Raw genomic sequence first — 17279 nt, 5'->3', positions numbered from 1 at the left:
TACTTTGGAGAGTAATTAAATATTACCGTGTAAGCTGCGTTACTAGCTAAATAAGGGGCATGAATTATTCATGAACTAGGATGGTACCGCGATTAAAGTCGTTCCTAGCAATAGGACGACTTTTTATATTGGATAAAGGAGATAAAAAATGAAACAATTAACAGGAAATCAAGTAAGAAAAATGTTTTTAGATTTTTTTGAAAGTAAAGGACATAAAGTAGAGCCAAGTCATTCATTAATTCCTAATGATGACCCGACTTTACTTTGGATCAATGCTGGAGTAGCAGCATTAAAAAAATATTTTGATGGAACTATAAAACCTGACAATCCTCGGATTGTCAACGCTCAAAAATCAATTCGAACTAATGATATTGAAAATGTTGGTAAAACTGCACGTCATCATACTTTCTTTGAGATGTTAGGAAATTTTTCAATTGGTGATTATTTTAAAAGAGATGCTATTGACTTTGCATGGGAATTATTAACAGGTGAAGAGTGGTTTGCTTTTGAAAAAGATAAACTTTATATTACAGTTCATGATCATGATGATGAAGCATATAATTATTGGGTTGATGTAATTGGTGTGGAACCTAGTCATATGTTAAAAACACCTGGGAATTTTTGGGAGATTGGAGAAGGACCATGTGGACCAGATTCAGAAATTTTCTATGATCGTGGTGAAAAATATGATCCTGATGGTTTAGGATTAAAATTATTTTATGAAGAACTGGAAAATGATCGTTATATTGAAATTTGGAATTTAGTATTTTCACAATATAATTCACAAGAAGGCATAGCTAGAGAAGATTATAAAGAATTACCACAAAAAAATATTGATACTGGAATGGGCTTAGAAAGACTTACAAGTATTATTCAAAATGGTGAAACAAATTTTGATACTGATTTCTTTTTACCGATTATCCATGCTGCAGAAAAACTAGCGAATGTAAGTTATAACGAAAATAAAATGGCTTATCGAGTTATTGCAGATCATATTCGTACTGTTACATTTGCTTTAGCAGATGGAGCTTTATTTGATAATGCTGGACGTGGCTATGTACTTAGAAGAATCTTAAGAAGAGCTGTTCGTTATGGAAAACAAATTGGAATTGAAAAAGCATTTATGTATGATTTGGTAGCTGTTGTTAGTGATATTATGAAAGAATTTTATGATTATTTACCAGAGAAAGTTGATTACATAAGTGATTTAGTGAAAAAAGAGGAAGAAGCTTTTCATAAAACTTTATCTAATGGAGAAAAACTGTTAAATAGTTTGATTAAAAAGAATACTGATGGTGTTATTAGTGGTGAAGATGCTTTTAAGTTATATGATACTTATGGTTTTCCATTTGAATTAACATTAGAAATAGCTGAAGAATCAAATTTAAAAGTAGATGAAGAAGGTTTTAAAGAAGAGTTGAAAATACAACAAATGCGTTCTCGTGGAGCTAGAGCGGATAATGAGTCAATGGCTAGTCAAAAACCAGATTTAATGTCATTTGATTTACCATCAGCTTTTGAATATGATCCAGCTAATATTAATGGGATTGTAATAGGTTTATTTAAGGATGGTATCAAAACAGATGTCCTAGATGATTATGGTGAAGTTGTTTTTGATGTTACAACTTTTTATGCTGAGATGGGAGGACAGTGTGCTGATACTGGGATAATTTATAATGAAAATTGTAAAGCGGATGTTATAAATGTATTAAAAGCGCCTAATCAGCAGCATTTACATTTTGTTAAGATTGAAAAAGGGACTATCAATATTGGTGATGTTTTGACATTAGATATTGATAAAGAAAAACGAAATAAAATTATTGCTAATCACACAGCTACTCATTTATTACAAGCGGCTTTAAAGGAAGTTGTTGGAAATCATATTAACCAAGCTGGTTCTTATGTTGATGAACAACGATTAAGATTTGATTTTACTCATTTTGAAAAAATTTCTAATGAACAGTTAAAAGCAGTTGAGGAAAAAGTAAATAATGTAATCTTTAAAGGAATTAATGTAGAGATTGCTAATATGACAAAAGATGAAGCGCTAACTAGTGGAGCAATGGCTTTATTTGATGAAAAATATGGTGATAGTGTTAGAGTGGTTTCAGTTGGTGATTATTCAAAAGAATTGTGCGGGGGCTGTCATGTAACTAATAGTGCTAATATCGGATTATTTAAAATAGAAACTGAAGAAAGTGTTGGTAGTGGAGTTCGGAGAATTGAAGCAGTTACTGGTAAATGTGCTTATAATGCTTTAGTTCAGGAAAAAGAAACTGTAGATATGATCAGTAAAACATTAAAGTTAAAAAATCGTAAAGAAGTTACTGCAAAGGTAAATGCTTTAAATGATGAGTTATCAGCAGTAAAAAAAGAGGTTGAAGCTTTAACTGCTAAATTAAATGCATTAAATGCAGCTAATAAGGTTAATGATATTGAAAATATCAATGGTGTTAAAGTTTTGTATGTTGAAGAAAGTTTGGAAAGTGCTAAAGCTAAACAATTAACATTTGACTTTAGGGATAAAATGAATTCTGGAATTGTAATCTTAGTTTCTCGTTTTGAGGATAAATGTTCATATTTTGTTGGTGTAACTAAAGATTATGTTGCAAATGGTTTTAAAGCTGGAGATCTTGTTAAAAAAATCAATTTAGTTGTTGATGGTCGTGGTGGTGGAAAACCTGATTTTGCTCAAGGTGGCTGTCCAATAAATGAAAAAATTGCAAGTATTCATGATGAACTTAAAAATTTCTTTTAATTTATTAGTAATTGGTGTAAAATAATTCTATAGGCGATGCCTTAAAGGAGGTCGAATAATATGCATGATTTAACAAAGACAAAAGTATTTAGTTCCGAAGATATGCGTCGGGAGATGATTCGTAGTAATCTCCAAACTGTAATAGATGCTTTGAATGAAAGAGGATATAATGCAGTACATCAAATTGCAGGTTATTTAATCTCTAATGACCCTGCGTATATTTCTAGTCATAAAAATGCTAGAAATATAATTCAACAAATTGAACGTGATGAAATTATTGAAGAATTAGTCAAGTCATATTTGGAGAAATAAAATGGAACGAATATTAGGATTAGATTTGGGCTCAAGAACATGTGGAATTGCTATGAGTGATGCTTTGGGGATGCTTGCTCATGGTATTGAAACATATCGATTTAAAGAAGATGCTTATGATAAGGCAGCGGATTACATTAAAAATGTAATTGATGAAAATCAGGTTAGAACTGTTGTTTTAGGATTACCCAAGCATATGAATGGTGATTTAGGTAAAAGAGCAGAAGTCTCAATCATGTTTAAAGAAATGTTAGAAAAAAGAGTAGAGGGGTTAAATGTCATTTTAATTGATGAACGTTTAACTACAAAAGTAGCGCAGGATCGCTTGATTTTTGCTGATGTTTCACGAAAAAAACGAAAACAAGTAATTGATAAAATGGCAGCAGTAGCGATATTACAAGGATATTTGGATGCTCAATAGAAAGGAAATTTAATGGAAGCAAATAAAATTCAAGTAATTGATGATCAAGGAAATGAAAAAGAATTTGAGGTGTTGTTTACTTTTAATAATGATGAATTAAATAAACAATATGTTTTATATTATGATTCAACAATTGAGGAGCCTAGTGTTTTTGCATCGATTTTTGATGATGAAGGAAGATTATATCCAATTGAAACACCTGAAGAATGGGAAATGGTAGAAGAAGTTTTCCAAAGTTTTATGGCAGAAGATGAAGAAGAACATGAATGTTGTGGAAATCATGGTGATGGTGGATGTTGCCATGAAGAAGAAGATCATGAATGCTGTGGGGGTCATGGTCATGACAACCATGAGTGTTGTAAAAATAAAAATGATAATTAAAAAGCTAAATTATTTTAGCTTTTTTTGATAAAGGAATTTAATACAATTTATTAGAGATATTTATATCTCTTTTTTGGATGCATAAAAATTGGTTATACTAATAATATAATTGTCAATTTTTGTTATATTTACAGATAAGTTGAATAAGGATGAAAAATATCTTATAATGTAAAAAACGGAGGAAATTATGAAAAATAAGCAGAAAATTATTATTGGGATAACTGCTGCTGTTTTGGTCATTGTTTTTAGTATTCTATTTTTTTATTTTAATGGTCAAAAAGCAGTGTCTTCAAAAAGTGAACAAGTAGTAGTTGAAATTTCAGGGTCAACTAGCACAGTAATAGATCAATTAGATGCAGCAGGATTAATTAAAAATAAGATGGTAGCTAGTATTTATGCAAAATTAAATCAACATAAATTTATAGCAAATGTTTATGTATTAGATAAAAATATGGATCTTGAGACAATCTTTAAAATTCTTGAGGGTGATAAAAAATATATATCTGCTGCTAAAATTACTATTCTTGATGGTAATACAATTCCAGAATGTGCTAAACAGGTAGCTAAGGCACTAAACATTGAAGTTGATACTAATGGATTGGATGAGGAACAGATATTGGCAGCAAAAACCAAGGTTGTATTAGAGAAATGGACTAATAAGGAATATTTACAAAGCTTGGTTGATCAATATTGGTTTTTGGATCAAAGTATTTTAGGTAGTGAAATTATGTTTCCTTTAGAAGGATATTTTGGACCAGAAACATATGTAATTACTTCAAAAAAGACTACGATTGAAGATGTTACTAAATTAATGTTAGATCAAATGGATAAAAACTTAACTGCAATTAAAGAGAAAATTGCAGAATTTAAGATAAATGGTAATAATATAACTGTTCACCAATTTTTATCATTAGCTTCAGTTGTACAATGTGAATCATCTGGAAAAAAAGAAGATCAGTCTAAAATTGCAGGTGTTTTTATGCATCGTTTAGAAAAGCCAATGCGTTTACAAAGTGATGTAACTGTTAATTATGCTAATCAAATTAAAACTGTAGCAGTCACATATAATCATTTAGAAGTTGATTCTAAATATAATACATATAAGTATGAGGGACTGCCTGTAGGACCTATAAGTATGGTTTCAACTGAGATTATGGAATCATGTTTAAATTATCAGCCAACTGATGATCTATTCTTTTTTGCATTGAAAGATGGAACCGTGATTTATTCAAAAACATATGATGAACATCAAAAAGTAGTAAAGGAAAATAAATGGTATTAAAATGAAGTACTATAAAGAATTAGAATTGAGTGCAATTAATCGTAATATTCCTGTCATGCAACGTGATGGATTAGAGTTTATGATCAGTGTTTTTAAAGAAAATAACTGTCATTGCTGTTTAGAGATTGGTAGTGCAATTGGCTATTCTGCGATGATGCTGGTAAGCAATATTGAAAATTTCAAAGTAGAAACAATTGAATTAAATAATGAAAGGTATTTAGAAGCTTTAAAGAATATAGTAGATAATAATTTAAAGGGTCAAATTATTATTCATCATGATGATGCTTTACAGTTTGAGGTAAGTAATCTTGTTTTGAATAACTATGATTGTCTTTTTATTGATGCTGCTAAAGCGCAGTATCAAAAGTTTTTTGAGAAATATATGCCGTTAATTTCTAATGATGGTATTTGTATTGTTGATAATCTTGATTTCCATGGAATGATTTTTGATATAGATAATATTAAAAATCGTAATACTAAGCAGTTAGTAAAAAAAATCAAACGCTTTAAAGATTGGATTTTTGATAATGAACAATACGAAGTTACATACCATTCAGTTGGTGATGGAATATGTGTAATAAGAAAAAGGGTGACATAATGGAATTAGTAGTACATTTAAATAGTGTAAAATTTGTTAATGATTTTATTGATATTGGGATTAAATATTTTGTTGTTGGAACAAAATATTTTTCTTGTCGACAAGCATTATCACTTGATTATGAGGAATTAAGTGATTTAAAAGATAGATTAAAGAATAATAAGATATGGGTATTAGTTAATGCTTTAATTGAAGAACATAATTTAGATGAATTGACTAAACATTTAGATAAATTATATAGACTAAAGATAGATGGAATATTATTTCAAGATTTTGGTGTATTAGAAATATGTAAAGAAAATAACTATGATTTTGAATTAATTTATAGTCCTGATACTTTAAACACTAATCAAGCTACATTAAATTATTTAGCTACATTAGGAATTAAAAGTGCTTTTTTAGCACGTGAGATACCATTAGATGAAAAAATTATGATTGCTCAAAATACATCTATAAAGACTATGACACAAATTCATGGAGTTGAATATATGGCATACTCAAAGAGAAAATTATTATCAAATTATTTTATGGAAACAAATTTAAAGAAATCAGTTTCTGTAAATGATAATATAATTATTCAAGCTAATGGTGTGAATTATGGATGTCATATATATGAAGATCAGTTTGGATGTCATATATTAAGTCAAAAACAGATTTGTGGACTGGATATTTTAAGTAGCTTTATTGACTTTGATTATTTATATATTGAATCTTTATTTGTTGATGATTTGAAATTAGTAGAAATAGTAAATTTATATCAAGATGGACTAAAAAGTATTAGTATTGGAACATATGGTAAAGAACGAAAAGAATTATTACCGCAACTTCATCAAGTAGAACCTGACGTGGATTATCATCATAGTTTTATGTTTGATGCTACTGTATATAAGATTGATGATGTAAGAAAGCGAGAAGAAAATGAGAAACATAAGTAAGATTATTGATGGTAAAAGAGTAATCATAAAAAAACCGGAATTATTAGCACCAGCTGGTAATCTTGAAAAACTTAAAGTTGCAATTAGATATGGTGCTGATGCTGTATTTGTTGGAGGAAAGGAATTTTCTCTTAGATCTGGAGCATCAAACTTTACTCTTGAAGATATTAAAGAAGCTGTTGATTTTGCAAAACAATATAATGCAACGATTCATGTGACATGTAATATTATTTTGCATCAAGATAATTTGCAGGGAATAGAAGAGTATTTAAAAGCTTTAGATAAAGCTGGTGTTAAGGCTATTATTGTTGCTGATCCTTATATTATGAAAATAGCTAAGGATTTGGATTTGAATTTAGAGGTTCATGTTTCAACTCAGCTTTCTACTTTAAATACGAAGGCAATTAAGTTTTATCAGGATCTGGGAATGGATCGGGTTGTTTTAGGTCGTGAGGTTTGTTATGAAGATTTAAAAACTATTTTAGATAAGACAAATATTGATATTGAATATTTTATTCATGGAGCTATGTGTATTCATTATTCAGGGCGTTGTATGTTATCAAACTATTTTTCTCATCGTGATGCAAATCGTGGTGGTTGTTCACAATCTTGTCGCTGGTATTATGATATTTTTGATGGTAGTCAAAAGATTAATGAAGGTAAAATTCCTTTTAGTATGTCAAGTAAAGATATGTCATTAATTAATCACTTACCAGAATTAATTGAATTGGGTGTAGATTCTTTTAAAATAGAAGGGCGAATGAAATCATTGCATTATGTTGCTACAGTAGTCTCTACTTATCGAAAGTTGATAGATGATTATTGTAAGGATCCTGATAATTTTGTTTTTAGTCAAAATTATTATCAAGAGCTTTTAAAAGCGGCAAATCGTGCTTTATGTACCGGCTTTTATGATAATCAGGCAGATAACTCTAAGCAACTATTTAATCAACGTGATGAACATCCTACACAGGAGTTTTGTGCTCGAGTAATTAGTTATGATAAGATCAATAAATTAGCGATTATTGAACAACGCAATTATTTTAAAGTTGGTGATAAAATTGAATTTTTTAGTCCTCGACATGAAAATATTATTATTCCTGTAACAAAAATAATTAATGAGGATAATGAGGAAGTCGTTGTTGCTAATCATCCTATGGAAATATTGAAAATTCCTGTAGAGGTTGAATTAGAAAAGGATGATATGGGAAGGAAAGTAATTTGATGGATAAACCCGTTATTATTGGGATTGCTGGAGGAAGTGCTTCTGGTAAAACGGAGGTTGCTTTTAAAATGTATGAATATTTTAAAGGAAAGCATACGATTAAAATTATTAAATTAGATGATTATTATAAGGACCAGTCACATTTAACAATGGAAAAGAGAGTTTTAACTAATTATGATCATCCTTTTGCTTTTGATATGGAGCTATTGGTTAATCATCTAGATTGTTTAAAAACTGGTCAAGAGATTAATAAGCCAATCTATAATTTTGAAGTTCATAATCGTGCTAAAGAGATTGAAACTATTTATCCACGTGATGTTTTTATTTTAGAAGGTTTATTTGTATTGAATGAGCCGCAAATAAGAGAGCGTTGTGATATTTTGGTTTATGTTGATACTGATGCTGATATACGTTTTATTCGACGATTACGACGTGATATGGAAGAAAGAGGACGAAGTTTAGATTCTATTTGTAATCAGTATTTAACGACAGTAAGACCAATGCATGAGCAGTTTGTAGAGCCATCTAAAAAATATGCTCATATTATTATTCCTGAAGGTGGAAGTAATATAGTTGCAATTGATTTATTGATAACTAAAATTTGTTCGATCGTTGAGGATTAGGGACTAGATATTTAGCTAGATATATGCTATATTAGTGATTACGAGGTGAGATAATGGAACAAGAAAAAGTATTGTTAACTCAAAGTGGGTTAGAAAAATTAGAACAAGAAAGAGATAACTTGATTAATGTCGAAAGACCGAAAGTTATTGAAGAATTACAATTAGCACGTTCTCAAGGTGACTTATCAGAAAATGCTGACTATGATGCAGCAAGAGAAAAACAAGCTCACTTAGAATCAAGAATTAAAGAAATTGATTATATGCTTCAAAATGCAGAAGTTATTTCTGAAGATCAAATGGATTTAAAAGTAGTTAAACCTGGAACTACAGTTACTATTTTAGATTTATCAGAAAAGGATGCAGAACCTGAAAGCTATCAAATCGTAGGATTTACTGAAACTGATCCTTTAAACGGTAAGATTTCAAATGAATCACCACTTGCTAAAGCAGTTTTAGGACATGGTGTAAATGAAATTGTTACAGTAGGGGTTGCAGAACCTTATGATGTAAGAATTGTTAATATTGAATTTAAAAGCTAAAAAAAGAATTAGTTATTATAACTAGTTCTTTTTTGATGAGTGTGAATTTGATGTGAATAAAGTGTGATAATTACAATACATTTCTATAGTAAAAAATAAATATTTGTGTGAATTAGTGACCAAAGATTAACTTATATTTATTTTGATTATTAGCTCGTAAATAAAATAATTTATTCATCAGAATTGATAATTCATGCAATAATATAAGTGTTTTAGTAGCAAATGTTAGAAAAGCAGTAGTATTATTATATCTTATTATGGATTAATAAAATGTTTTCAGTGATAATAGTAATATACTTAGTTATTTTAAAGTCATTCTCTTATAGCTATACAAAATAAATTTTACTATATACTTATAATGATTATGAATCTTAATTTTACTTAGTTAAAAAAGATTAATAAATTTACTGAGGAGATATTGTTTATCTAATCGAGAAATTAAAAGACATCAGAATCTGATGCTTTTTTATTTAGATATATATCATTGATTTGAGTTAAAGTCATAATAATGGTATTTAAATATTATTATAACTATAGAGTAAATACCCTTCTTATAATCGAGGTTGTTTTAAAAAATAAATTATAATATAAATTTTTGGATTTAAACTGCTATTTTCTTTTTATATAAAGATAGAATAATTACTGTCATGATTAAAATAAATGGTCGAGAAATAATATTAATGATATTAATATCATTAATATTGATCATTAAAGCAATAAGTGCAAAAATTAATCCACATAATAAACTATGCAAAATAGCATTTTTAGAAAAAGTTTTAACAATCATAAATCCCCAAATAATCATAATAATACCAGCAAAGAGGTTTACTATAGTATGATAAATAAAATTAGATAAATGAATAAAACTAATAATAGAGGCTAAGATAAGACTAGTTATAGTAAAGGTGATTAGGATAAATAATGCAAATTTTAAGTATATTTTTAAATATGATTTCATATTTCCTCCTTTTTATCTTACTAACATTATATTTAAGGATTGGTGAAATATGAATATCTTCGAAGTGTTTTTAATAAGTCTTTGTATATATATTTATTTAAGTGTTTTATTAAGAATTTTTGGTAAAAAAGAGTTTAGTCAATTAAATGTATTTGATTTTGTTGTATTTTTAATTATTGCTGAAATTATGACCGATACAGTTGGTAATAAAGATTTTACTTTTTTTCATGGTGTTGTTGCAACAGTAACTTTAATTGTGGTAGATCGTCTGGTTTCGATGATAACAATGAAATCAAAGAAGCTGCGTGATATATTTGAAGGAAGACCTACATATATTATTTTTAAAGGAAAGTTAGATCAGGAAAAAATGAAGAAACAACGTTATACTGTTGATGATTTATCACATCATTTAAGAGTCAATGATATTGATAGTATTTCTAAAGTAGAATTTGCTTTATTAGAGACTAATGGCTCGCTATCAATAATTTCTAAAGATGAATGTGTAGTAGAACTTCCTGATGCTTTGATTTGTGATGGAATTGTTGATGAAGATAACTTAAAATTATTAAATCGAGATCTTAATTGGTTGAAGAAAGAATTAAAAAAACAACATATCAATCATATTGAAGATGTTTTTTATTGTATTTTAGAGAAAGATAAATTACTAGTAATAAAAAAATAGAACTGTTAAACAGTTCTATCCAAGTAACATTCTATCATTAGCAAATTCTTCACCACTGGCTTCTTCAAATTTACGAAGTAGATCTTCAACCGTTAGTTTCTTTTTCTCTTCGCCTCTTACATCATAAATAATATGTCCATTATACATCATGATCAAGCGATTACCAACATCGATAGCATCACGCATATTATGCGTAACCATCATAGCAGTTAAATGTTGTTTAGTTACAATTTCATTAGTTAATTTTAAAACTTTTGCTGAGGTAGCAGGGTCTAAGGCTGCTGTATGCTCATCTAATAGTAATAATTTAGGTTTTTGTAGAGTTGCCATTAATAATGTAATTGCCTGTCTTTGACCTCCAGATAGTAAGCCCATTTTGGTTGTTAAACGATCTTCTAAACCAAGATTCAATGATTTGACAAGTTCACGATACTGTTCTTTTTCTTCTTTAGTAACACCCCATGATAAACCGCGACGTTTACCTCTACGATTTGCAAGAGCAAGATTTTCTAATATTTGCATATCGCCAGCAGTTCCTAACATAGGATCTTGGAATAAACGACCAATTTTTTTAGCTCTTTGATGTTCGGGTTGTAAAGAAATGTTTTCACCATCAAGAGTAATAATTCCACAGTCAAGAGGATATAAACCTGAAATCATATTTAATAATGTAGATTTTCCAGCACCATTTCCACCAATGATTGTAACAAAGTCACCATCTTCTAATTCTAAATCAATTTCATGTAGAACTTTTTTTTCATTAACAGTTCCAAGATTAAATGTTTTACTTACTTTTTGCAATTTAAGCATTTTCATCAATCTCCTTTGTTAATTTTTTATATGTGGCAACTTGTTTTCGTTTTGAAAGCATAATTGGAATTGTTAAAGCAATACCTACCAGAATTGCTGTTAATAACTTTAAATCATCGGTATTTAATCCCATTTGTAGTACAAGAGCAACAATAATACGATAGATAATAGAACCAATTACAATTGATACTAATCTTAAAGCAAAACCACTCTTTTTACCAGAAATAATAACCTCACCAATAACAATTGAAGCTAGAGCAATAACAATAGCACCTGTTCCAACCCGGACATCAGTTGCTTGACCATACAATGCATATAATCCCCCTGATAGACCAACTAATCCATTGCTGATCATTAATCCTATTAATTTCATTGTATTAGTATTGATTCCTAAAGATCTAGCCATTTGTTCATTGTTACCAGTGGCTCTAAGTGAAGATCCTGTCTCGGTTCCAAAAAACCAGTAAAGTAAAGCGATAAAGATAATTACAAAGATCAAAGCAACGATCAGTGTAATATAATATTTGTTAATATTTAAGGCTACAGACAAGTCTGAAAATAATGTGTTTGCTGTAGTTAAAGGTAAATTAGCACGACTACCCATGATTCTTAAATTAATTGAATACAGACCAATCTGTGTTAAGATACCTGCTAGAATTGCTGGTATTTTGCATTTTGTATGTAAAATACCAGTAATCGCTCCAGCTAAAAATCCTGCTAGGATAGCAACTAAGATTGCAAGTAAGGGATGAATGTTGTTTAAGACACAGACTGCACAAACTGCACCCCCAGTTGCAAAGCTGCCATCAACAGTTAAGTCGGCAATGTCTAATAAGCGAAAAGTAATATAGACACCTAGTGCTAAAAATCCCCAAATTAAACCTAGGTCAACTGCTCCTAAGTAAGTATAAAATAACCCCATTTTATAAACTCCTATTCTTCAATAAAAGAAGCATCAGGATAGTCTTCTTTATTAATTGTAATGCCACATTTTTCAGCTACCTTTAAATTGATTGCTAACGTACAATCTTTAACCCCTAGTGTCACGATTGGTGTATTGGCTGCAGTTTTTTCACCTTTTAAAATTGCAAGAGCCTGTTTACCAGCTTCATGACCTAAATTTTCATAATTAATTCCATAAGTTGCAAATCCACCAGATTTTACCATTCCTTCTTCCCCTACGATACAAGGAATTTTTGCTGGTGTAGTAATAGCTTCAACACTGCTCATATACGTTGCAAGTAAATTATCTGTAGGAATATATACAACATCATTATTATCACTAACAATTTGACTAGCTACTGCTTGGATTTCATTTGAATCAGAAACTTTATAAACCTTATATTCTAACCCTTTATCTTTTGCAGCTTCTTCTGCTAAATTTCCTTGAATAATTGAGTTATCTTCACTACCACAATACATAATTGCTACTTTTTTAGCGTCTGGTAACATTTTCTCCATTAAATCAAATTGATCTTTTACAGGAGTTAAGTCACTTGCTCCAGTGACGTTACCACCAGGTTTATCATTACTTTTTACTAATTTTGTACTTTCGTAATCAGTTATTGCACATCCAATGATAGGAATTTCAGTGGTAGCAGCAGCTGTTGCTTGAAGTGCAGGTGTAGCAATGGCATAGATCAAATCATTACCATCATTTACTAATTTATCAGCCACCGTAGTACAATTTGATGTATCACCGGCAACTTTATAATCAATATTTTCTTCTTTTACCCCAGCTTTAACTAATTCATCTTTGAACCCTTTGTATGAAGCATCTAGTGCATCATGCTGCATTAATTGAATAACCCCAACTTTAACATCTGATAAATCTTTTGCCTCACCACTATCTCCTTCACCGGTACCACATCCAGTAATACTGGCACACATGGCTAAAGCTAATAAACTACCTAATATTTTTTTCATAAATCGTCCCTCCATATTTTCAATTATTAAACAAAAAAAGTCCTCTAAAGAGGACGACAGAGTCGTGGTACCACCCCAAATTCATTATTAACTCACGCTAATAATCTCAATAAGTGTAAAACTTTACTAGATAACGGTTAGTGACCGATGATTACCTACATATCAGTATCCGACTCCATGATGAATTCAATATTTCTTAACGCATTGTTCGCACCAACCACAATGTCTCTGATGTCTAAGTTATATTTACTATTTCACTTCATTGTCTTTGTTTAATAAATTGTTACTCTTATGATACGTTATCATAATTAATTTGTCAATAAGCGAAAATAATAAACATATTATGAAAGCAAAATATCCAATGACATCATTATAACAAAACCAATCATAAAACTAATCGTTCCAATATCGATTCCTTCTGTAGCATTAGCTTCAGGAATTAATTCTTCAATACATACAAACATCATTGCACCAGCAGCAAAACATAATGCAAATGGTAATATTCCATTTATTAGTGTAGCAAAAATAAATCCTAATAATGCTGCCGGAATTTCTACAATTGCTGAAAACTGACCATACATCATTGCTTTAAAACGACTTTTGCCACATTGATGCATCGGTAGTGAAATAGCTGTTCCTTCAGGAAAATTTTGGATTCCAATTCCAATAGCTAAGATCAATGCTGGTAGATAGTTACCATTTTGACATCCAGCAAAAGCCACGCCAACAGCTAAGCCTTCAGGGATATTATGCAATGTCATTGCTAGCATTAGTAACTTATTTTTTGAATAATGGCTTGGATTAATTCCTTCTTGAACATGAGACATCATATGTTCATGAGGGAGTAGTTTGTCAATTAACATTAACAATCCCACGCCACAAATAAAACCTATTGGTACAATTAATAAATTTAATTTTCCGGCATTTTCAAGCTGTTCTTTTGCAGGAAGAATTAAAGAGAAAAAAGAAGCTGCCACCATGATTCCAGCAGAACTGCCTAGGGCAATACATACTAGTTTTTTACTTGCACTTTTAACAAATAGCACTAATGAAGCCCCTAAAAAAGTCATTAACCAGTTAAATGTTGCTACGATCAATACAATTATAAATGGACTTAATGATAGTAAATATTCCATTATTTCACCTCATTTATTAATATGCAAATATCATTATTGCTTCTGGGCATATATGTTGAGGCTTTTATAATAATGTGCTATTATTAAAGCAATGGGGTGATAGATAGTGGAAGAAATGACGATTGCAATGCAAAATTATTTAGAGTTAATTTATGAGTTATCTCTTGATGGAAAAAAAGCACGTGTTAGTGATATAGCTAAACAACTTGGGGTCTCGAAGCCAAGTGTAAATAATGCGGTTGTAGTATTGGCTAAAAATGGTTATGTTGACTATGAAAAATATGCTGATATTAAGTTGACAGATAAAGGTAGAAAAACTGCAGAGTTTATTTGTAGCAAGCATCAAACAATTAAACAATTATTTATTGAAGTATTAAATATTGATGAAAAAATTGCTGATACTGATGCTTGTTTAATTGAACATGTTATTTCTGATGAGAGCATCAAGGCTATGCAGGTATTTATGGAAAATTACCCAAAAGAGAAACTGGATTAATGTATAAGGTTGAAAGATTATTTTGGATGTAAATACTTTATTAGGTTTAAAATGAGCAGTAAAAAATATTTAAACGGCACTTCAAATAGAGGTGTCTTATTTGTTTTGAAAATTTATTGACGTTACAGCTGCTAAACGTTATATAATAATATTAAATATAAGGAGGAGTTTATGACTTTACATTTTGAAAAAGTTACATCAGAAAATCGAAAGCAAATAGAGAAATTAAAACTATTTCCTAATCAAAAAGATTATATTGAAACAGTAAAAGAATGTTTAATCGAAGCTGATGAAAGTAATATTTGGAAAACTGTTGGTATATATGATGATCAAATATTAATTGGATTTGCTATGTATGGTTTTTTTCAAGAAATTCAATCGAGAGGGCAAGTTTGGTTAGACCGTCTATTAATAGATAAAGATTATCAAGGTAAAGGTTATGGAAAAAAGGCAGTAATAAAGTTGTTGAGAATTTTAGAAGATGAATATAAGCAAAATAAAGTCTATTTAAGTGTGTATGATATTAATAAAGCTGCAATTCATCTTTATAAAAAAATTGGTTTTTATTTTAATGGTGAATATGATACCAAGGGTGAAAGAGTTATGGTATATGAGTTTAAATGATGAGGTTTTAGCTAAAGGTAATAATAAAAAAGCGCTTATTCGTAAAGCGCTTTTTAATACCCAAAATCTAAGTATTCTTCAGTTGTAATAATTAAAATAGCTTTGTTTGTAACAATTCCTTTTTTGTTATCAAATGTTTCAATTGGAGTATATTCAACTTTGTCATGACGTTGAACTTCTTCGTCATATACATAATCAGCTTGTCTAAAGAAGATACCATCTTCATCATATTTAGAAATAGTTCCTAAGGCTTTTTGATTGTTGTAATGAACAACAGTTCCTTCAACTCTTTCAACATACTTACCTAAATTATTCATGATTTTTTCATACATGATATCATATAATTCACTTGAATCATAATCAAGATATTTATCACCATAATCCTTTTCTGATGTATATTCTTGATTGTTTTCTTGGCAAAGTTTAGTTAAGAAAGCATCAACAATTTCTATTAATTCAGGATCATTAGTCTTCATTGTAGCTTCTTTTAATCGTAAATAAATTCCTAAATGATTAAAACTGTAACCATTTTCAAAGAATTCATATAGTAAGTAGGCATTAGCTTCTTTAATATTACCAATGTTAGCATTTGTTTTATAAAGAACTTCATAGAAATTAATGTTACGGATACGATTATGTAAAGATAAGAAAACTTTCTTTGCTTCTTCAAATTGTTCTAATTCAACTAATGAACAAGCTCTTTGATAATTGATCCATTGCAAAGTATTGAAATGCCATTTTAATGGTAAGGATAAAGCATTGTTTGCAACCTGCACACATTCTTGATACCTTTTAGCATCATATAAAGCTTTTACTTTTAGTCGATAATACCGTTCTTTTTTTGATTCAAATTCTTTACCCTCAGAATTAGTGAATGGTTTATCATCTAATAAATTAGGATCTAATAGATCAAGCATTTCAATTAATTTTTCATAATCGCTAGATTTTTCTCTTTGTAAATATTTAATTGCCCGATTTACAGATGGTTCCATTGGTGAATAGCGTTCTTGTTTACAGACAGCTAAGATATCCTCAAGTACGCTAAAGAAAAGTGTTTCATTTTCTTTGATTTTTTCATCATCAACATTGATGAATTTGTTGTAAAGGGCATAACCATATTGATTTAAATACCCTTTTAGGTTTGGACATTGTGACATAAATGTCTTTCCAACCTCGATTGCTTCTTCGTTGTTGTCGCTTTTTTTCAATAATTTTATGTAGTCGTTAGCCTGAAAATCATTGAAGGAAGTAGGATCTTCTTTAAATTTAGCATTGTATACTTCTAAGCTTTTTAATTCATTTTCATTCATAAAATCACCTCTGGTTAGTATTATAACATTTTTTTCCATAGATTTGCAGTAGTTAAGTAATAAATTGTTTTGAAATAGAAATTTATATGTTATAATGGCTAAGATAATAGATGAGGTGAAAGAATGAGTAAACAAGTGTTTAGTATGGATTTTTATGGTAAAAATCTAAGTGTGGAAGTTGGAGAATTAGCTAAACAGGCTAATGGATCTGTATTGGTAAGATATAATGATACAGTTATTTTATCTACTGTTGTAGCAGGGAA

At 29.5% G+C, this 17279-nt stretch carries 20 protein-coding genes and 2 other annotated features (1 of these 22 running past the window's edge); of the genes, 14 read left to right on the top strand and 6 right to left on the bottom strand.

Annotation, left to right across the window (positions count from 1 at the left end):
- Positions 1–109 (top strand) — a binding site (T-box leader) (it extends 89 nt beyond the left edge of the window).
- 39 nt (positions 110–148) lie between these two features.
- The 10 genes from alaS (at position 149) to greA (ending at position 9074) form a co-directional block, all read left to right on the top strand.
- The gene (gene alaS / locus ACLR9T_RS05630) at positions 149–2758 is read left to right on the top strand and encodes an alanine--tRNA ligase (protein ID WP_413108554.1); all 2610 of its coding nucleotides are present in this window, start codon (positions 149–151) and stop codon (positions 2756–2758) included.
- 60 nt (positions 2759–2818) lie between these two features.
- Positions 2819–3070: an IreB family regulatory phosphoprotein gene (locus ACLR9T_RS05625; RefSeq protein ID WP_024720679.1), complete on the top strand. Its 252-nt coding sequence runs from the start codon at positions 2819–2821 to the stop codon at positions 3068–3070.
- Position 3071: 1 nt separating this feature from the next.
- Positions 3072–3491, top strand: coding sequence for a Holliday junction resolvase RuvX (gene ruvX, locus ACLR9T_RS05620; RefSeq protein WP_413108553.1), 420 nt, complete (start codon positions 3072–3074; stop codon positions 3489–3491).
- 12 nt (positions 3492–3503) lie between these two features.
- On the top strand, positions 3504–3872 hold the full coding sequence (locus ACLR9T_RS05615) for a DUF1292 domain-containing protein (protein ID WP_413108552.1): 369 nt from the start codon (positions 3504–3506) through the stop codon (positions 3870–3872).
- Between the two features lie 187 nt (positions 3873–4059).
- On the top strand, positions 4060–5154 hold the full coding sequence (mltG, locus tag ACLR9T_RS05610; protein ID WP_413108551.1) for an endolytic transglycosylase MltG: 1095 nt from the start codon (positions 4060–4062) through the stop codon (positions 5152–5154).
- Position 5155: 1 nt separating this feature from the next.
- Positions 5156–5752: an O-methyltransferase gene (locus ACLR9T_RS05605; RefSeq protein ID WP_413108550.1), complete on the top strand. Its 597-nt coding sequence runs from the start codon at positions 5156–5158 to the stop codon at positions 5750–5752.
- Positions 5752–6687, top strand: coding sequence for a peptidase U32 family protein (locus tag ACLR9T_RS05600; protein ID WP_413108549.1), 936 nt, complete (start codon positions 5752–5754; stop codon positions 6685–6687). Before ACLR9T_RS05605 ends, ACLR9T_RS05600 begins: the two co-directional genes overlap by 1 nt.
- Positions 6671–7912, top strand: a complete 1242-nt coding sequence (locus tag ACLR9T_RS05595; RefSeq protein ID WP_413108548.1) for a peptidase U32 family protein — start codon at positions 6671–6673, stop codon at positions 7910–7912. The genes ACLR9T_RS05600 and ACLR9T_RS05595 overlap by 17 nt, the downstream gene beginning before the upstream one ends.
- The gene (udk, locus tag ACLR9T_RS05590; protein ID WP_413108547.1) at positions 7912–8535 is read left to right on the top strand and encodes a uridine kinase; all 624 of its coding nucleotides are present in this window, start codon (positions 7912–7914) and stop codon (positions 8533–8535) included. The genes ACLR9T_RS05595 and udk overlap by 1 nt, the downstream gene beginning before the upstream one ends.
- A 53-nt stretch (positions 8536–8588) precedes the next feature.
- Complete coding sequence (gene greA, locus ACLR9T_RS05585) at positions 8589–9074, top strand: transcription elongation factor GreA (RefSeq protein ID WP_413108546.1); 486 nt, start codon at positions 8589–8591, stop codon at positions 9072–9074.
- 601 nt (positions 9075–9675) lie between these two features.
- On the opposite strand, the gene ACLR9T_RS05580 is transcribed toward greA, so the two are convergent.
- Positions 9676–10032, bottom strand: coding sequence for a DUF3792 domain-containing protein (locus tag ACLR9T_RS05580; RefSeq protein ID WP_413108545.1), 357 nt, complete (start codon positions 10030–10032; stop codon positions 9676–9678).
- Positions 10033–10081: 49 nt separating this feature from the next.
- Here ACLR9T_RS05580 and ACLR9T_RS05575 point away from each other — a divergent pair, with 49 nt between their 5' ends.
- The gene (locus ACLR9T_RS05575) at positions 10082–10714 is read left to right on the top strand and encodes a YetF domain-containing protein (RefSeq protein WP_413108544.1); all 633 of its coding nucleotides are present in this window, start codon (positions 10082–10084) and stop codon (positions 10712–10714) included.
- A gap of 15 nt (positions 10715–10729) precedes the next feature.
- Here the strand turns inward: ACLR9T_RS05575 and ACLR9T_RS05570 are convergent, their stop codons facing one another.
- The 4 genes from ACLR9T_RS05570 to ACLR9T_RS05555 form a co-directional block, all read right to left on the bottom strand.
- Complete coding sequence (locus ACLR9T_RS05570) at positions 10730–11524, bottom strand: ABC transporter ATP-binding protein (RefSeq protein WP_413108543.1); 795 nt, start codon at positions 11522–11524, stop codon at positions 10730–10732.
- Positions 11517–12446: an ABC transporter permease gene (locus ACLR9T_RS05565; RefSeq protein ID WP_413108542.1), complete on the bottom strand. Its 930-nt coding sequence runs from the start codon at positions 12444–12446 to the stop codon at positions 11517–11519. The genes ACLR9T_RS05570 and ACLR9T_RS05565 overlap by 8 nt, the downstream gene beginning before the upstream one ends.
- A gap of 11 nt (positions 12447–12457) precedes the next feature.
- Positions 12458–13450, bottom strand: coding sequence for an ABC transporter substrate binding protein (locus tag ACLR9T_RS05560; protein WP_413108541.1), 993 nt, complete (start codon positions 13448–13450; stop codon positions 12458–12460).
- Between the two features lie 46 nt (positions 13451–13496).
- Positions 13497–13722: a binding site (T-box leader), on the bottom strand.
- 69 nt (positions 13723–13791) lie between these two features.
- The gene (locus tag ACLR9T_RS05555) at positions 13792–14586 is read right to left on the bottom strand and encodes a ZIP family metal transporter (RefSeq protein WP_413108540.1); all 795 of its coding nucleotides are present in this window, start codon (positions 14584–14586) and stop codon (positions 13792–13794) included.
- A gap of 115 nt (positions 14587–14701) precedes the next feature.
- Between ACLR9T_RS05555 and ACLR9T_RS05550 the strand changes: the two genes are divergently transcribed.
- Positions 14702–15082 (top strand): metal-dependent transcriptional regulator, encoded by a 381-nt coding sequence (locus tag ACLR9T_RS05550; RefSeq protein WP_413108604.1) that lies wholly within the window; start codon positions 14702–14704, stop codon positions 15080–15082.
- 171 nt (positions 15083–15253) lie between these two features.
- Positions 15254–15706, top strand: coding sequence for a GNAT family N-acetyltransferase (locus ACLR9T_RS05545; RefSeq protein WP_413108539.1), 453 nt, complete (start codon positions 15254–15256; stop codon positions 15704–15706).
- Positions 15707–15759: 53 nt separating this feature from the next.
- Here the strand turns inward: ACLR9T_RS05545 and ACLR9T_RS05540 are convergent, their stop codons facing one another.
- On the bottom strand, positions 15760–17016 hold the full coding sequence (locus ACLR9T_RS05540; protein ID WP_413108538.1) for a hypothetical protein: 1257 nt from the start codon (positions 17014–17016) through the stop codon (positions 15760–15762).
- A 123-nt stretch (positions 17017–17139) separates the two neighbouring features.
- On the opposite strand from ACLR9T_RS05540, the gene ACLR9T_RS05535 reads away from it, so the two are divergent.
- A partial coding sequence (locus tag ACLR9T_RS05535; RefSeq protein WP_413108603.1) for a hypothetical protein occupies positions 17140–17279 on the top strand: 140 nt, incomplete at its 3' end.

Source organism: Thomasclavelia sp., assembly GCF_047249845.1.
Lineage (GTDB): Bacteria > Bacillota_I > Bacilli_A > Erysipelotrichales > Coprobacillaceae > Thomasclavelia.
The sequence above is the reverse complement of the archived record's forward strand: the minus strand, read 5'-3'. Positions and strand labels throughout refer to the sequence as shown.

Bases quoted from the DNA above. Each gene is read 5' to 3' on its own strand.
- ACLR9T_RS05605 (WP_413108550.1), top strand. From the start codon at position 5,156: ATGAAGTACTATAAAGAATTAGAATTGAGTGCAATTAATCGTAATATT.
- ACLR9T_RS05550 (WP_413108604.1), top strand. From the start codon at position 14,702: ATGACGATTGCAATGCAAAATTATTTAGAGTTAATTTATGAGTTATCT.
- udk (WP_413108547.1), top strand. From the start codon at position 7,912: ATGGATAAACCCGTTATTATTGGGATTGCTGGAGGAAGTGCTTCTGGT.
- alaS (WP_413108554.1), top strand. From the start codon at position 149: ATGAAACAATTAACAGGAAATCAAGTAAGAAAAATGTTTTTAGATTTT.
- ACLR9T_RS05560 (WP_413108541.1), bottom strand. From the start codon at position 13,450: ATGAAAAAAATATTAGGTAGTTTATTAGCTTTAGCCATGTGTGCCAGT.
- ACLR9T_RS05570 (WP_413108543.1), bottom strand. From the start codon at position 11,524: ATGCTTAAATTGCAAAAAGTAAGTAAAACATTTAATCTTGGAACTGTT.
- ACLR9T_RS05615 (WP_413108552.1), top strand. From the start codon at position 3,504: ATGGAAGCAAATAAAATTCAAGTAATTGATGATCAAGGAAATGAAAAA.
- ACLR9T_RS05600 (WP_413108549.1), top strand. From the start codon at position 5,752: ATGGAATTAGTAGTACATTTAAATAGTGTAAAATTTGTTAATGATTTT.
- ACLR9T_RS05565 (WP_413108542.1), bottom strand. From the start codon at position 12,446: ATGGGGTTATTTTATACTTACTTAGGAGCAGTTGACCTAGGTTTAATT.
- ACLR9T_RS05625 (WP_024720679.1), top strand. From the start codon at position 2,819: ATGCATGATTTAACAAAGACAAAAGTATTTAGTTCCGAAGATATGCGT.
- greA (WP_413108546.1), top strand. From the start codon at position 8,589: ATGGAACAAGAAAAAGTATTGTTAACTCAAAGTGGGTTAGAAAAATTA.
- ACLR9T_RS05540 (WP_413108538.1), bottom strand. From the start codon at position 17,016: ATGAATGAAAATGAATTAAAAAGCTTAGAAGTATACAATGCTAAATTT.
- ACLR9T_RS05545 (WP_413108539.1), top strand. From the start codon at position 15,254: ATGACTTTACATTTTGAAAAAGTTACATCAGAAAATCGAAAGCAAATA.
- ACLR9T_RS05575 (WP_413108544.1), top strand. From the start codon at position 10,082: ATGAATATCTTCGAAGTGTTTTTAATAAGTCTTTGTATATATATTTAT.
- ACLR9T_RS05595 (WP_413108548.1), top strand. From the start codon at position 6,671: ATGAGAAACATAAGTAAGATTATTGATGGTAAAAGAGTAATCATAAAA.
- mltG (WP_413108551.1), top strand. From the start codon at position 4,060: ATGAAAAATAAGCAGAAAATTATTATTGGGATAACTGCTGCTGTTTTG.
- ruvX (WP_413108553.1), top strand. From the start codon at position 3,072: ATGGAACGAATATTAGGATTAGATTTGGGCTCAAGAACATGTGGAATT.
- ACLR9T_RS05580 (WP_413108545.1), bottom strand. From the start codon at position 10,032: ATGAAATCATATTTAAAAATATACTTAAAATTTGCATTATTTATCCTA.
- ACLR9T_RS05555 (WP_413108540.1), bottom strand. From the start codon at position 14,586: ATGGAATATTTACTATCATTAAGTCCATTTATAATTGTATTGATCGTA.